The organism is Streptomyces rishiriensis (assembly GCF_003112535.1).
Classification (GTDB): domain Bacteria; phylum Actinomycetota; class Actinomycetes; order Streptomycetales; family Streptomycetaceae; genus Streptomyces; species Streptomyces rishiriensis.
Genome location: NZ_BEWA01000013.1, coordinates 332,340 through 347,355, shown reverse-complemented (window position 1 = coordinate 347,355; position 15,016 = coordinate 332,340). Strand labels below are relative to the sequence as shown.

15 protein-coding genes are annotated in these 15,016 nt (G+C 72.8%); 10 read left to right on the top strand and 5 right to left on the bottom strand.

The features are described from left to right. Positions 1 to 1,200: jacalin-like lectin (locus Sri02f_RS24645; RefSeq protein ID WP_109003461.1), on the top strand; the 1,200-nt coding region annotated here is incomplete at its 5' end. Between the two features lie 62 nt (positions 1,201 to 1,262). Here Sri02f_RS24645 and Sri02f_RS24640 read toward each other — a convergent pair. Continuing rightward, positions 1,263 to 1,781, bottom strand: a complete 519-nt coding sequence (locus Sri02f_RS24640) for an FMN-binding protein (protein ID WP_109003460.1) — start codon at positions 1,779 to 1,781, stop codon at positions 1,263 to 1,265. Positions 1,782 to 1,788: 7 nt separating this feature from the next. Then, positions 1,789 to 3,141 carry a ferredoxin reductase family protein gene (locus tag Sri02f_RS24635; protein WP_109003459.1) on the bottom strand — a complete coding sequence of 451 codons (1,353 nt, stop codon included), beginning with the start codon at positions 3,139 to 3,141 and terminating at the stop codon, positions 1,789 to 1,791. A gap of 230 nt (positions 3,142 to 3,371) precedes the next feature. On the opposite strand from Sri02f_RS24635, the gene Sri02f_RS24630 reads away from it, so the two are divergent. The 8 genes from Sri02f_RS24630 to Sri02f_RS24595 all read left to right on the top strand — a co-directional run bounded on the left by Sri02f_RS24630 (position 3,372) and on the right by Sri02f_RS24595 (position 11,737). Continuing rightward, complete coding sequence (locus Sri02f_RS24630) at positions 3,372 to 4,127, top strand: response regulator transcription factor (RefSeq protein ID WP_109003458.1); 756 nt, start codon at positions 3,372 to 3,374, stop codon at positions 4,125 to 4,127. After that, on the top strand, positions 4,124 to 5,695 hold the full coding sequence (locus Sri02f_RS24625; RefSeq protein WP_245970765.1) for a sensor histidine kinase: 1,572 nt from the start codon (positions 4,124 to 4,126) through the stop codon (positions 5,693 to 5,695). Before Sri02f_RS24630 ends, Sri02f_RS24625 begins: the two co-directional genes overlap by 4 nt. Before the next feature lie 201 nt (positions 5,696 to 5,896). Next, entirely contained in the window at positions 5,897 to 7,249 is a 1,353-nt protein-coding gene (locus tag Sri02f_RS24620; protein WP_109003457.1) for a COG1361 family protein, read from the top strand. 281 nt (positions 7,250 to 7,530) lie between these two features. Beyond that, positions 7,531 to 8,856, top strand: coding sequence for a phosphatase PAP2 family protein (locus Sri02f_RS24615; RefSeq protein ID WP_109003456.1), 1,326 nt, complete (start codon positions 7,531 to 7,533; stop codon positions 8,854 to 8,856). 188 nt (positions 8,857 to 9,044) lie between these two features. Next, entirely contained in the window at positions 9,045 to 10,130 is a 1,086-nt protein-coding gene (locus Sri02f_RS24610) for an alpha/beta fold hydrolase (RefSeq protein ID WP_109003455.1), read from the top strand. 134 nt (positions 10,131 to 10,264) lie between these two features. After that, on the top strand, positions 10,265 to 10,495 hold the full coding sequence (locus Sri02f_RS24605; RefSeq protein WP_109003454.1) for a hypothetical protein: 231 nt from the start codon (positions 10,265 to 10,267) through the stop codon (positions 10,493 to 10,495). Between the two features lie 91 nt (positions 10,496 to 10,586). Next, on the top strand, positions 10,587 to 11,138 hold the full coding sequence (locus Sri02f_RS24600) for a CGNR zinc finger domain-containing protein (protein ID WP_109003453.1): 552 nt from the start codon (positions 10,587 to 10,589) through the stop codon (positions 11,136 to 11,138). 83 nt (positions 11,139 to 11,221) lie between these two features. Next, on the top strand, positions 11,222 to 11,737 hold the full coding sequence (locus Sri02f_RS24595) for a DUF4760 domain-containing protein (RefSeq protein WP_109003452.1): 516 nt from the start codon (positions 11,222 to 11,224) through the stop codon (positions 11,735 to 11,737). 120 nt (positions 11,738 to 11,857) lie between these two features. Here the strand turns inward: Sri02f_RS24595 and Sri02f_RS24590 are convergent, their stop codons facing one another. Next, positions 11,858 to 12,406, bottom strand: coding sequence for a DUF4232 domain-containing protein (locus Sri02f_RS24590; protein ID WP_109003451.1), 549 nt, complete (start codon positions 12,404 to 12,406; stop codon positions 11,858 to 11,860). 245 nt (positions 12,407 to 12,651) lie between these two features. Here Sri02f_RS24590 and Sri02f_RS24585 point away from each other — a divergent pair, with 245 nt between their 5' ends. Continuing rightward, the gene (locus tag Sri02f_RS24585; RefSeq protein WP_245970764.1) at positions 12,652 to 14,037 is read left to right on the top strand and encodes a transcriptional regulator; all 1,386 of its coding nucleotides are present in this window, start codon (positions 12,652 to 12,654) and stop codon (positions 14,035 to 14,037) included. Here Sri02f_RS24585 and Sri02f_RS24580 read toward each other — a convergent pair. After that, a complete protein-coding gene (locus Sri02f_RS24580) occupies positions 14,034 to 14,501 on the bottom strand; it encodes a DUF5990 family protein (protein ID WP_245970763.1) in 468 nt (155 codons plus the stop codon). The two genes, Sri02f_RS24585 and Sri02f_RS24580, sit on opposite strands and share 4 nt — an antisense overlap. Positions 14,502 to 14,527: 26 nt before the next feature. Beyond that, positions 14,528 to 14,974 (bottom strand): anthrone oxygenase family protein, encoded by a 447-nt coding sequence (locus tag Sri02f_RS24575; RefSeq protein ID WP_109003449.1) that lies wholly within the window; start codon positions 14,972 to 14,974, stop codon positions 14,528 to 14,530. Positions 14,975 to 15,016 lie beyond the last annotated feature (42 nt).

Genomic DNA, 15,016 nt, shown 5'->3' with positions numbered 1-15,016 from the left:
TCCAGCGCCTCGACGCCGCGCGACACCAGCACCACGGCCATCGGCCAACGCATCGCCCCGTACGACATCGTGCACGTGGAGGAGGACTTCAACTACCACTCCTACCTCTACGCCGGCGACACCGCACACCCCTACCGCACCCCCACCAGCGGCGGCGCAGGCATCGGCAGCGGCCTCAACACCCTCTCCAAACTCCCCTACGACGCCGACGACTTCGAGCGCGTCCACTGGAACTCCTGCCAGATCGACTCCGGCGACTGCCTCACCCCCAAGGGCTTCACCTTCCTCCGCGAACGCCTCGCCGAAGGCGTCTACGTCGACTTCTACAACCTGCACACCAACGCCGGCACCAACCCCGGCGACCTCGCCTCCCGCGCCGACAACCTCAACCAGCTCACCGCCTTCATCAAAAGCCACTCCGCCGGCAACGCCGTCGTCGTCATGGGCGACACCAACACCCGCTACACCCGCAGCGGCGACACCATCGCCGAGTTCGGCGCCGCCAACGGCCTCACCGACGCCTGGGTCGAACTCGTCCGCGGCGGCACCCCGCCCGCCAAGGGCGCCGACGCCCTCGTCTGCGACCAGAGCGGCCCCACCGTCCCCAACACCTGCGAAGTCGTCGACAAAGTCCTCTACCGCGGCAGCAGACTCGTCACCCTCGACGCCACCGCCTACAACAACGAGCACGCCAAGTTCCTCACCGACACCGGCCTCATGCTCTCCGACCACGACCCCGTCACCGTCGGCTTCACCTGGACCCGCAACCCCGACTACCAGCTCAGCGACCAGTTCGGCGGCCCCCACGGCGACTACTACAACGACATCGACGCCGTACCGGCCGGGGCCCGCGCCACCGTCGTCGGCCTGCGCTCCGGCTCCCGCGTCGATCAGATGAGCCTCACCCTGGACAACGGCGTCACGCTCGCCCACGGCGGCTCCGGCGGCACCGCGTCCTCCCTCACCCTCGCCGCCGACGAGCATGTGACGGCCGCCCGGCTCTGCCAGGGCCAGAAGGACGGCCACACCCGGATCTTCTACGCCGAGTTCACCACCGACCGCGGACGCACCCTGGCCGGCGGGACCGCCACCTCCGACTGCGTGACGCGCACCGCGCCCTCGGGATGGCAGCTCGCCGGATTCCACGGCCGCGCCGCCGACGAGGTCGACAAGATCGGCTTCGTCTACACCCGGCGCTGACCGGCCCGGCGCCCGGGGCGGCGCGGGACCGCCCCCGCCCCGGGCGTCACGGCCGTCGGCCGTCAGCCGTTCGCGGAGTCCAGTGCCGACTGGAGCGACCGGCGGTAGCCGTCGCTGGTGTACGTGGCTCCGGAGACCGTGTCGATGTCGGCGCTCTGGGCGCTGAGCGCCTCTCTGGTCAGCTGCGGGACGGCGTAGGCGTTGATCTGCTGGTCCCTGGGGTTCTCCTGCGGGTATGCGACCGCCGTGACGTCCGTGATCTTCCCGTCCGTCAGGGTGACGCGGACCTGGACCGGGCCGTACCGGGTCTGCACCGAGTCACCCGTCAGCGTCCGGGTCCCCGTGGTGGAGCCACTGGAGCCACTGGAGCCACTGGACCCGCCAGATCCGGTCGAGCCGGTCGATCCACCCGCCGTGCCCGAGGTGCTGGAACTGCTGGAGGGTGCGGGAGAGGCCGCCAGGCCCGCGACGGCCGGCGTGGTGTGCGGCTTCAGCGACAGCAGCAGCACCATCCCGGAGACGGTGGCGGCGCTCGCCAGCACGATGCGGCGCAGCGGGTGGTTCTTCCTCAACGTGTGCAAGACGGCCTCACAGCTCGAAGGACTCGTGGTGGATGCGGCGGTCCGCGACCCCGGCGGCGCGCAGCGCCTCGTACACGTCCCGGGCGAACCCGTGCGGGCCGCACAGGTACACGTCATGGGCGTCCAGATCGGGGACGGCGGCCCGCAGGGCGGCGGCCGTCAGATCCGGGCGGCGGCCGTGCGGACCGTTCAGCGCGTAGAGCACCTTCGCCCCGCGCCATCGGGCGACCGCCTCCAGCTCCGCGCCCAGCGCGAGATCCTCGGCGGTCCGCGCGCGGTAGAGGAGGGTGACGTCGCCGGGCAGCGTCTCGAACAGGGCCCGCAGCGGGGTGACGCCGACGCCGCCCGCGATCAGCAGGGACCGGTGCGCGGTCCGCCGCTCGGCCGTCAGCGCCCCGTAGGGTCCCTCCGCCCACACCCGGGTGCCGGGCCGCAGCAGGGCGACGGCGGCACTGTGGTCGCCGAGCGCCTTCACGGTGATGCGCAGCAGGTCCGGGCGCGGCGGCGCGGACAGCGAGTACGGGGTGGAGGTCCCGCGCATGCCCTCGGTGAGGAACCGCCAGCGCAGGAACTGCCCCGGCCGCGCGCCCATCTCGTCCAGGCGACGGCCGCGGACGACGACGGAGTACACGCCCGGCGCCTCGCGGTGCACGGAGTCCACCCGCAGCCGGTGGCGCAGGTTGAGCCGCACCGGAGCCAGGATGCGGAACCACACCACCAGGGCCGCCGTGCCCAGGTACAACGCGTACCAGGCGGCCTGGGCGGGGCCGCTGCCGACGAAGTCGGACCCCAGGGCGAGCTGGTGGCCGAAGGAGAGGAAGACCGCCGCGTACGTGAGCAGGTGCACGTAGTACCAGAACTCGTGGCTGACCCGACGGCGCACCGCACGGGCCGAGACCAGCCCGACCGCGAACAGCACGATCGTGCCGGCCGTGGCCTTGAGCATCTCCGGGTAGTCCAGGACCACGGTGACCGCCTCGTGCACCGGAGAGGAGCGGTCCTGGGCTGCGTACCCGCAGAGAATGAGCAGGATGTGCGCCACCAGCAGGCAGACCGTGTAGCGGCCCGCCCTCGCGTGCCAGCGCGCCACCCGGTCCGACCCGATGCGCTGCTCCAGGAGCGGGACGCGCGCCATCAGGGCGACCAGGACGGCGCACGCGTATCCGCACAGCAGTCCCGCGATGCGCCCGGCGCCGGTCAGCCAGCCCGCCGTGCCCACGACCGACCCCGTGTCGTGCCACCACAGGGCGACGACGGCGGCGGCCCCGCCCCACAGGAGGCCGAGCACCGGGCCCGCGGGGGAGCGCGCCGGCGCGGGAGGCGCGGGCGCGACCCTTCGTCGCTCGTACACCGTCGTCATCCGCATGTCCCTTCGGCTGTCCGTACGCCCTCTCGGCCGTCCCGGACGCCACTGTGCCCGCGCAACCTCTGAGCCCGCTCTCAGCGCGCGCCGGGCGAGCGCGGCTGCGCCGCAGGTGGGAGGGGGTCACCGGGCGATCGGAGGCGAGCGGAGGCAGGGCGTACTCACAGCGAACTCAGAGGTCGCGGACGCGGCCCAGGAGGCGGTGAGACCGCATCCTGGTACCTGAGATGAACACTTCCCGCCCCCGCGGTCCCGGCCGCCCCGCCCTGACCCGGACCGACGGCACGCCGATCCGGGTCCTCGTCGTCGACGACGACCCCGACCTCGCCGAAGTCCTCTCCGGGGCCCTGCGCTACGAGGGCTGGGAGGTGCGCACGGCGGGCGACGGCGTCTCGGCCCTCGCCGAGGCGCGCGGCCTGCTGCCCGACGCCGTCGTTCTCGACGTCATGCTCCCCGACACCGACGGCTTCACCGTGCTGCGCTCGCTGCACACCGTGCGGTCCGACGTGTGCGTGCTCTTCCTGACCGCACGGGACGCGGTCGAGGACCGCATCGCCGGCATCACCGCGGGGGGCGACGACTACGTGACCAAACCGTTCAGCCTGGAGGAGGTCGTGGCCCGGCTGCGCGGACTGCTGCGCCGGGCGGGCATGGCCCGGCAGCTGGAGGACGGGCCGCGGCTGACCGTCGGCGACCTGACCATGGACGAGGAGGCCCGCGAGGTCACCCGCGGGGGCGAACTCGTCGAGCTGTCCCCGACGGAGTTCGAGCTGCTGCGCCTGCTCATGCGCAACCCGCGGCGCGTGCTCAGCAAGGCGCAGATCCTGGACCGGGTGTGGTCCTACGACTTCGGCGGGCAGGCCCATGTCGTCGAGCTGTACATCTCCTACCTGCGCAAGAAGGTGGACGCGGGACGCCCGCCCATGATCCACACGGTGCGGGGCGCCGGATACGTGCTCAAGCCGGCGGCGGTGGGCCCGTGAGGGCGATCGTGGGCGGGGCGCGGCGGTGGCTGTCGCGCGTGTCCCTGCCGCACACGCTGCGCGCGCGCCTGACCGCCGGACTGGTCGTGCTGCTCGCGGTCGGCTGCGCGGCCGTCGGGGTGGCGGCGGTGGTGGAGCTGAACGGCTTCCTCACCGGCCGTCTCGACCAGCAGCTGCGCGCGGCGGGCGTGCGGTTCCCGGCCAGCCTGGAGCACGGCGCGCCGCTGCCCTCCGATCACGACGGCGACGAGGACGGCGACACCCGCCGGCAGGCCGCCGGGACCTTCGGCGCGCGGCTGGTCGGCGGCGCCGTCACCAACGCCGCGGTGGTGTCGTCCGGCCACGGCGCGGGCACGGTGCCCGTCTCGCTGAGCGCGCGGGACGCGAGGAAGCTCGCCGCGCTGCCGACCGACGGCGAGGGCCGGACGACCGAGCTGTCCTCGCTCGGCGACTACCGCGTGATGGCGGTCCGCGGCAGGGACGGCGACGTGCTGGTCACCGGGCTGCCCACGGAGTCCGTGGAGGCCGCCGTCCACCGGCTGGAACTGGTCGCCGCGGTCGTCTTCGGCGCGGCGCTCGCCGTCGCCGGAGTCGCCGGGGCGCTGTGGGTGCGCTGGTCGCTGCGCCCCCTCAGCCGGGTGGCCGCGACCGCGACCCGGGTCAGTGAGCTGTCCCTCTCCAGCGGCGAGGTGACGCTTCCGCGCCGCGTGCGCGAGAGCGACCCGCGCAGCGAGGTGGGCCGTGTCGCCGGCGCCTTCGACGCCATGCTCGGCCATGTCGAGGACGCCCTGACCAAGCGGCACGCGAGCGAGGAAAGGCTGCGCAGTTTCGCCGCCGACGCCAGTCACGAACTGCGCACGCCCGTGGCGTCGATCCGCGGCCACGCGGAACTGGCGCTGCTGCACCCCGACCCGGTGCCGCGGAAAGTGGTGCGGGCCCTGGAGCGCATCGAGGCGGAGGCGTCCCGCATGGGCGAGGTGGTCGACGATCTGCTGCTCCTCGCCCGCCTCGACGCGGGGCGCCCCCTGGAGCGCCGTCCGGTCGACCTGACGCGTCTGGTCCTGGACGCGGTGACGGACGCGCAGGCCGCGGGCCCCGGACACCGCTGGACGCTGGAGCTGTCCGAGGAGCCGGTGACGGTGCCGGGCGACGCGCACCGGCTCCACCAGGTGCTGGCCAACCTGTTGGCCAACGCCCGTCTGCACACCCCCGTGGGCACCACGGTGACCATCTCGCTGAAGACCGACGCTCCGACCGGGGACCGGGCAGGAAACGGCACGGCGGGCGGGACAACGGGCGGCACGGCGGGCGGGACGGCGGTGCTGGAGGTCCACGACGACGGACCGGGCATCGCCGCGGACATCCGCCCCAAGGTCTTCGAACGCTTCACCCGCGCGGACCGCCGCCGCACCGAGGACGCGGGCGGCGGCGCCGGCGCCGGCCTCGGGCTGTCGATCGTGGCGGCGGTCGCGGAGGCCCACGGCGGCAGCGTCACCCTTGCCGGCGCCCCCGGCTCGACCACGTTCACCGTCCGCCTCCCCGCCGACGGCGAGTCCGGAAGCCGGTGATCCGGGAGGCCGGAGGACGGTGATCTAGAAGACGGTAAGAACCACGCGTCACGCGGCCCCCGGCTACAACCTTCCGCAGGCGCGGGTCGTCCAATTCGCGCCCGGCGCGGGCCACTGCGCCGGGATCTCTTTCCTGGTCCGTTCCGCCGTCTGTTCCGCGGTCTGTTCCACCTGCCTGGTCTGTTCCAACTGGGGGATGTCATGAGTTCTGTCTCCATCGCACGTGCGCTGCGTCGCGGCGCCTGTGCCGCAGCCGTGGGGGCGCTGGCCGCCGTCGGTCCCGGCGGCGGGATCGCCCTCGCCGACGACGCGCCGCAGAGCGATCAGCTGCAGATACAGGCGCCGTACGAGCAGGCGGTGACCGTCGCTCCGGCCGACGGCGCGGCCCAGTACCGGTCCCTGGCGCTCGGTCTGACCCACTACAACGACTACTACACCGTGACCGGCGGACGGCTGACCGTCGACGTCTCCGGGCTCGCCGGGATCGCCGAGGTGGCCTGGCCCGACAACTGCACGCCGGACGACGCCGGCACCGTCGCCGTGTGCGACACCGGGGCGGTGCCGGTCCGCTACGACGCGCAGGTGCACCTGAGGGTGCGGGCCGCAGCGGGGGCCGCCGCGGGAGCGCAGGGCGCGATCGAGTACTCCGCCGAGGCCACCGGCGGCCCCGACGGCACCCTCTCGGCCTCGCAGGGCTCCGCCGAGACCTTCGTCACCGTCGGCTCCGGCCCCGACCTCGGCGTCACCGCCCCGCAGGACGTCACCGACGCCGTGCCCGGCACCCGCCTCACCGTGCCGTTCTCCGTCACCAACACCGGCAACGAGACCGCCCACGGCTTCAGCGTGAAGATGTGGGCGACGTACGGCCTCGGCATCGTCACCCGCTACCCGCAGTGCACCTACACCGGGCCGGACGAGCCCGACGCCCAGTACCCGGGCATGACCTATGCGACCTGCTCCTTCGACACCGAGGTCGCGCCCGGCGCCACCGTCGGGCTGCCGGAGCCGCTGCGCCTCGCCGTCACCCGCCGCGCCCTCTACGAACGGTTCGACTACGGGGTCGATCCCGGCGGCGACGTCCCCGACCTCGACTCCTCCGACAACGGCCGCGCCCTGCACATCGACGCCGCCAACACCGCCGACTTCGCCGTGCGCGGCGACCGGGCGAGGGGCGCGGCCGGCGACACCGTCACCGCGGGGTTCCGCTTCGTCAACCACGGCCCGGCCTGGGTGGCCAACGTCGCATCCGGCGAGCCGGTCGCCGTGATGGACTACTACCTCCCGCCGGGCACCACCGCCACGTCCGTGCCCAGGACCTGCCACGGCGCCTGGACCTCCGGCGACGACCCGGCCGTCGGCCACTACGCCTGCACCCTGCCGACCTCGGCCAAGCCGCACCTGAAGGTCGACTTCCCGTTCCAGCTGCGCATCGACCGGGTCGTGCCCGACGCGACGGGTCACGTCGTCGTCCACACCCATACCGACGTGCCCGGCGCCTTCGACCCGAAGAGCGAGAACGACTCGGCCGAGGTGATCGTCAACCCGTCCGCCTGACGCCGTCCCCCGGCTCTGCCCCCAGGTCCATGACCTGGGGGTTTCTTCTATGCTCTCCATTTCGGCGAAAGCCGCCCAGTGCTCCGATAACATGTTCGATCTCGCGACGAACTCCCCCTGCCCGCCCTTCACGGACGAATCCCGCCCTTCGGCGGGACGAAACAGCCCAGCCCGCCGAAACTCACACACTGGTCAGAGAATTGATATCGATGCCACCGCGGACGTCCGCGCGAATAAAGAGCAGCAGTGCGATCTCCGAGTGGCGTCGGCCAAGAGTGGTGATGACGGTCGCGGCGGGCGTCGTGGTCCTCGGATTCCTTCTCTCGCTGGAGCTCGTCGCACGCCACCTGGGCCTGCCGGGCCCGCTCACCGCGCAGGTGCGGGAGGTGGTGTTCCCGCCCAAGTCGGGTGGCCTGCTGTACGCGAGCATGGCGTTGATGCTGGTGGTCCTGCCCTGGCGGCAACGGTTCGTCGCGCTCGGCGCCGCGCTCGGCGTCGACCTCGTCTTCTTCGTGGTCCGCTGGGCGGCCGGCATCAAGGTGACCGAGGGCCACCCCTTCGGCAACGGGGCCCTGCTGGTGACTCTCGGCTGCGCCGTCCTGGCCGTCACGCGCCGCACCGGCCGTGAGCGGGTCCTGCTGCTGAAGGGCGTCGGACTGGCCCTGCTGCTGATGGCCGGACGCAAGACCGGGGACACCTGGCTGCTCATCACCTCGAAGACCCGGCCGATGGTGCTCGACCAGTACGTCGCGACCGCCGACCACGCCCTGGGCGACCCGTCGTGGCTGGTGGGCCGGATCGTCACGGCCACCGGTCCGATCGGCTTCAACTTCCTCGACTTCGTCTACGGCCAGCTCCCGGTCGCCGCGGTGGTCGTCGCGCTCTACCAACTGCGCAACGTGGCGGTCGAGCGCCGCTTCCCGACCCACTACCTGGTGCGCACCTTCCTGGCGATCGGCCTCATCGGGCCGGTCTTCTACATGATCTTCCCGGTGGTGGGCCCGATCTTCGCCTACGGCAACGGCACCGAGCACTGGGTGGACGTCAGTCTGTGGACGGAGTCGCACCGCAGCGTGCAGTGGGCGGCGGCCGATCTGTGGCCGACGACGCCGTCGCCGCTCGGCGCCCCGCACCCCATGCCGTTCGACGGGGTCACCCCGCGCAACTGCATGCCCAGCCTGCACACGGCGTGGGCCGTCGCGATCTTCATCCACTCCCGCAAGGGCCCGACGGTCCTGCGCTACGCGGGGGCGTTCTGGCTGGTCGCGACGCTCGCGGCGACGCTCGGGTTCGGCTACCACTACGGCGCGGACCTGATCGCCGGCGTGGTCTTCACGCTCACGATCGAGGGCGCGCTGCGCGCCTACGACCGCGGCTGGGACCGCTCGGGCGTCCGGCTGGTCGCTCTCGGCGCGACGGTCTTCACGGCGCTCCTGGTGTCGTATCGCTTCGTGCCCCTGGAGATGGCCCGGCACCCGTGGTTCTACGGCCCCCTCCTCGTCCTGGCGATGGCCTCCGTCGTCTACGCCTACGTCCGGACGACGGCGTCCTGGGAGCCGAGCGCCGCTGTGCCCCGGCAGCGGGAGCCACTGCCCGAGCCGGTCTGATCCCTCCCGCGCTCACCCCTTCCTGCGCGTCACCGTTCCAAACGGTGACACGCAGTTTTCTTATGCCGCGCGCGTCGCGCATGCCCTTGTGGCACCCAAATGACGTCACCGACTTGACCGGTGACGAGCGGCGTGTGAAAGTCAGTCGTCGCACCAGCCGGTGCGCGGCGACTCACGGAGGGCTTCACATGATCGACAGGCGTGTCCTCGGCAAGGTCCTGGGGCTGGGCGCGGGTGCGGCCGCCGTCTCGCCGGTCGGTCAGCCGGGGCTGTGGGCCGCGCAGCCGGCGTCCGCCTCCACCGGAGCCGGAAGCGGCGCCCCCTCGACGGCCTCGTCGGCGGTGCCCGCGGCCGGCCCCGGCGCGCCCGCCGCCTTCGCCCGGCCGAGGCGGATCAGGGCCGGCCTGCTGGACGTCGGCTACGCCGAACTGGGCCCCGCCCACGGCCCCGCGGTCATCTGCCTGCACGGCTGGCCGTACGACATCCACAGTTACGTCGACGTCGCCCCGCTGCTGGCCGGCGAGGGTTACCGGGTGATCGTGCCCTACCTGCGCGGGCACGGCACGACGCGCTTCCTCTCCCGCCGGACGATGCGCAACGCGCAGCAGTCGGTCATCGCCCTCGACGTCATCGCCCTGATGGACGCCCTGAAGATCGAGCAGGCGGTCCTGGCCGGGTTCGACTGGGGCTCGCGCACCGCCGACATCGTGGCCGCGCTCTGGCCCGAGCGCTGCAAGGCTCTCGTGTCGGTGGGCGGGTACCTCGTCACCGACCGCGAGGCCAACCTGAGGCCGCTGGCACCAGGGGCGGAACACGCCTGGTGGTACCAGTACTACTTCGCCACCGAGCGAGGGCGGCTGGCCATGGAGGACAAGACCCTGCGGCACGATCTGACCAGGCTGGTCTGGGACACCGTCTCGCCGACCTGGGCCTTCGACGACGCCACCTTCGAGCGCACCGCGGCAGCCTTCGACAATCCCGACTACGCGGCCGTCGTCATCCACAACTACCGCTGGCGGCTGAGCCTGGCCGACGGGGAGCGCCGCTACGACGCCCTGGAGAAGCGGCTCGCCGCACGGCCGGTCATCGGGGTCCCCGCCCTCACCCTCGACGCCGAGAGTGACCCCTTCACCGCGCCCGGCGGCGGCGCCGCGTACCGCGACCGCTTCACCGGCCCGTACGAGCACCGCACCCTGACCGGCATCGGCCACAACCTGCCCCAGGAGGCGCCGGCCGCCTTCGCCCAGGCCGTCGTGGACGTGGACCGTCTCTGACGCGGCGGACGCTCATCACCTCCTCGACAGGTGACACCTGAACCCGCGACGCCCGCGCCGTGCCCGCATGGCGCCCAGCACCCGGCGTCCAGCCCACAGCGCACATCCCAGAGGGAACGGAACGGAGTCGGACCATGAAGCGAGAGAACGTCACCGACGGCACGGCGGACGGCACGGCGGAGGGTGCGGGGGACGCCTCGGCGGCGACCCGCCGGGCCCGCTTCGGCAGGCTTCCCGAACGCATCCGCTACGACGAGATGGTGACGGGGCAGTCGGTCGCCCCCGGCGATCCCGCGCGCCATGCCTGGGATCCCGAGAGGTCGTGGACGTCCTTCTCCTGCCTCGCCGCGGACCTGGGCCTGTGAAAGGACCGGGAGGCGGGCAGGGGGCGAGGGCCGGTGAGGGGGCGGGCGACGATTCTTGCCCGCCGCCTCGGTCACCTGTCAGGATGGTGACGTGAACCTCGACCATGTCTTCGTCTGCGGAAACCCGGCGCTCGACTTCGCCGCCACTCTCCGAGCCCGTCGCACGGTGCGCTTCGAGATGTTCGCGACGCCGGACAGGCTGGACGCATGGTACGTGGAGTCGGGCCTCGTCGACGCGGTCTCACCCGCTCAGGAGGCCGACGTCGAGCAGGCGGCGACCGTACGGGAAGCCATGTACCGGCTGATCACCGCCCGTCGGCTGGGGGAGGGCTACGAGGGGGCGGCGCTGACCGTGCTCAACAACGCGGCGCGCAAGCCGCCCGCGGTGCCCCAGCTCACTCCGGCGGGCCGATGGACGCAGGCGACGCCGGAAGAGGCCCTCTCCATGGTCGCGCGCGAGGCCGTCGAACTGCTGAGCGGCCCTGATGTGCCCCTGCTCAAGGAGTGCGGCAACCCGGAGTGCACCCGCACCTACGTCGACCGTTCGCGGGGTGTGCGCCGGCAGTGGTGCGGGATGGAGTCCTGCGGCAACAAGATCAAGGCGGCCGCGTACCGGGCCCGCAAGAAGAGCGCCCTGAGCTGAGCCCGCCGGGACGCGTGTCCCCGCTGCCGGAGCTGGGCAGCCTCAGAGGTGCCGTTCGGAGTGCGCGGCTGTCTGGGGGACTGGTGAACATCACCGCACTGCTGGTGTCGGTCGGCGCTCTGCTGGTGTCGGGCGCGGCGTCGTACCGTCAGCTGAAACTGGCCGGGCACGCCAACACGCTGCCCGTCCTGGTCGAGCTGTTCCGCGAGCACAGAAGCGACCACCTGGCGCAGGCACGCTGGTTCGTGCACCAGCAGCTGCCCGGCCGCGACGTCTCGGAGGGCCTGCAGAGCCTCACTCCCGACGAGCTCAAGCTGGTACGGGACCTCGCGTGGTTCTACGACAACCTGGGGGCGCTCGTGGCCCACGAGATCGTCGACATCGGCCCGGTCTCCGGATACCTGGGCGGTTCGGTGATCTCCACCTGGGAGTGCATGGAGCCCCTCGTGACCGCCCATCGTGCCCGCAGGAGCGCGGCCGGCCTGGACCAGGGCGCCGACTGGCAGGGCTACTACGAGAACCTCTACCACCTGGTGCGCAGGCACCCGCCCGCGACCGTGCGCGACCGACTCGCGCGCTGGACCTTGAGCGGGCCGTGAGCGTGAACACCGGGCCGTGAGCGTGAACACCGGGCCGTGGGCGCCGCCCGCGCGCGCCCGGCCCCCGCGGACGTGCGGCCGCGGGAGACCGGGACGTGGCAGGCCGGGAGGCCGGGGCGGCTACCAGGAGAGGGCGTCGGCCGCGTTGTCCTGCCAGTAGGTGACGGTGGCGGCGCTGTTGAAGAACACACCGCCGTTCGGCAGGTTCAGGGTCTTCTCCCCGGCCATCGCGTCACCGTTCCGGTCGGCCAGGAAGACGCCCAGGGTCTTCGCCGTGCTGCCGCCCTCACCGTCGGGCGAGTACGTCAGGACGCCCGCGTAGGCGGAGTGGCCGGGCTCGAGCGTCACCACGGCCTGCGGAGTGGTCTCGTCGGCCCATGCCATCACGGCCTGGGCGTCGGCGCCGGCCCGCAGGTAGGGGGCGCTGTAGGCGTAGCAGGGCTTGGCGCCCGTGTTGGTGGCCTTGAGCAGCAGGTGGTTGATCGGCCGGGACACCTCGGTGACGGTCAGTTTGGTGTTCGCCGTGGTGCAGGTGACGACCGAGGGGGCCTCCTTCGTCGCGGCGGCGGCGGTCTGCCCGGCGGCCTGGACGCCGACGAGCGCGAGGGCGGCGGCGACGACCATGGACGAGGCGGACGCGCGGGAGACGGGACGAGTGGAGATACGCATGGCGGGACTGCTTTCTGTGATGCGTGGCGCGCCGGTGGGCGCGCCGGAAACGCGGGCAGGCGAAAGGGAGTTGGACGGGGCCGACCACCGTGTCCGGCGGGGCGCCGTGCTTGGATGACCCAAGCCTGTGCCCTGCGGCGTCCCGTCCGCCGTTCCCTCGGGAAGTTCGGGACGCCGGGATGCGTGAACGGCTCTGACCAGGAGAAACGTGACCCCCCTGGGATGTCGGACGGAATGGAGGACCGGTGGAGGCGGCGGAGGAGATCGCTGAATTCGCGGCGCTGATGCGCGAGTTGAAGCAGCGATCCGGGCTGAGTTACGAAGCTCTGGCGAAGCGGTCGCACATGAGCACCTCGACGCTGCACCGGTACTGCAAGGGGGAAGGGGTGCCGGGCGACAACGCGGCGCTCGCACGCTTCGCCCGGGTGTGCAGGGCGACGCCCGATGAGCTGGCCGAGTTGCACCGGCGCTGGGTCCTGGCGGACGCGGCGCGCGAACGCGCCCGGCGCGCCGCGGCGGACGCGCAGCCGGCCGGAGCGCCGACGAACGGAGCGCCGACGAACGGAGCGGAACCCGAGGGCACGGCGCCGCCGACCGCGTCCGTCCCCACCGTCATGAGCGGGCGCGGTGACCCGCCCGGGTCCGCCGCCGAACCGTCCCCGGGGGCGGCCGTGCCGGACGGCCCCTCGCCGGCGCCCGTCCGGACCGTCCGCAGGAGGTGGGCCCTGATCGCGGCGGGCGTCGCCGCCGTCGCCGTGACCACCGCGCTCACCCTCGACCTGACGGGCGGGGGGCCGGGCCTGGCGGGCGACGGCCGGGGGACCGGCACCGCGGCCGCCGCCGGACAACGGGCCTTCGCCTCCTCCCCGGGCCGTCCGTCGACTCCGGCGTCCCCCTCGGCGCATCCGAGCCGCTCCCCGGCCCCGTCTGCGACCCCGTCCTCCGGGGCGACCGACGCCACCTCGTCGGCGCGCGGCGACGGCACGGGCCGCGCCCACGACGGCGCCGCGGTTCCGCTGACGGTGAGCACCCGCACGTATGCCTGGGAAGACCCGCAGTGCGAGGGGAGGTACCTGATCGACCGGCCTCCCGGCGAGGTCTCGCCGCCGGTGATGGGACAGGACGTGCCGGGCTGGGTGAAGGCGCAGGGCGCCATCGCCGCCGACGGGCAGCGGGTGGCGCTGACCGTTCAGGGCACCGGCGACGAAACCGTCGTCATCGAGTCGCTGCACGTGCGCGTCGTCGACTCGGGCCCGCCCCCGGCCTGGAACGCGTACGAGGGGTCGTCGGGCTGCGGCGGAGGCGTGGAGACGAGGTCGTTCGCCACGGATCTCGACGCCGCCCACCCCACGATCGTGCCGAGGGCCGGGCAGCGCGGTGTCCCCTACAAGGTCAGCCGGTCCGATCCCGAGGTGCTGTACATCACCGCTCACGCCCGCGCCCACGACGTGAAGTGGTACGTGGAGCTGCAGTGGTCCAGCGGCGGCCGCCAGGGGACCGTCCGGATCGACGACCACGGCACGCCCTTCCGCACCAGCGGCAGCCGGGGCCGTCCCCTCCACGAGTACCTGCTCGGCGGCACCGAGTGGATCCGTGTGGAGGACGGCACCGGCCCCTCGGGCGGGCCCTAGCCGGCGCGTTCGGCGGTCCAGGCGATGTGCGGGGGCTCGACGCGTGCGCACAGGGGGCCGCCCTGCTGGTCGGTCAGCCCCAGGCGTCCGACCAGCAGGCCCTCACGTGCGGCGGCCGCGAGCACGTCGGCGGGGATGACGTCGAGCATGAGCTTGGCGCGGCGGAACATCGTGAAGACGCCCGACGCGTCGACCGTGCCCCACGACAGGTAGACGAACCGTCGCCCCAGACGGTCCTGCACGTAGGGCCCCTCGACCTCGGTGCCGTTCGGCGAGGTGCGGGCGGTGCACTCCAGGGTCCAGGTCGCGGACGGCGCGTCGCCGGGCTGCGGTTCGAGGACTTCGGCGGGACGGTCGCGGCGCTGCACGGCGACATGGATGTTGCCGTGGCCGGGCGGGTCCCCGTCGGCGGAGCCGGGGCGGGAGAGACCGGGCAGGTCGACGGCGTCGATGCGGATGCGCATGACGGCCATCATCCCCGACCGCGAGGTCAGACGAGGGCGGTGACCAGAAGGGTGAAGGCGGCGATGATGACGGCGACGCGGACGTAGTGGAAGCGGAGCCAGCGGTCCAACTGCTCCTTCCAGTCCTCGGGCCGGTTCTCGGGGGTCCACGTCTTGTTCCGGTTGTTGATAGGGACGAGCAGCAGGAGCGACATCACCACGCTGAGGATCAGCAGCGCTCCGGCGGTCACGACAAGGCCGGTGCCGTGGTGCTGCCGTCCGGCGACGGCCCAGACGGCGACGAGGACGAGCGAGCCGACGTACCAGAACGGCATCACGGCGCCGAGCATCCGGCCCCCGTGGGCGTGGCCGAGCTGGCCGCTGTCCTCGGGGAGGGCGTTGAGGATCGGGTTGATGACGAAGAGGACGGAGAACTCCACCCCCACCATCACGCCGACGACCACGGTGGTGAAGACCTCGAGTGCGTTGAGCATGACGACCCCTCCTGGGATCTAGCGCTGCTAGCTGATGAGGCA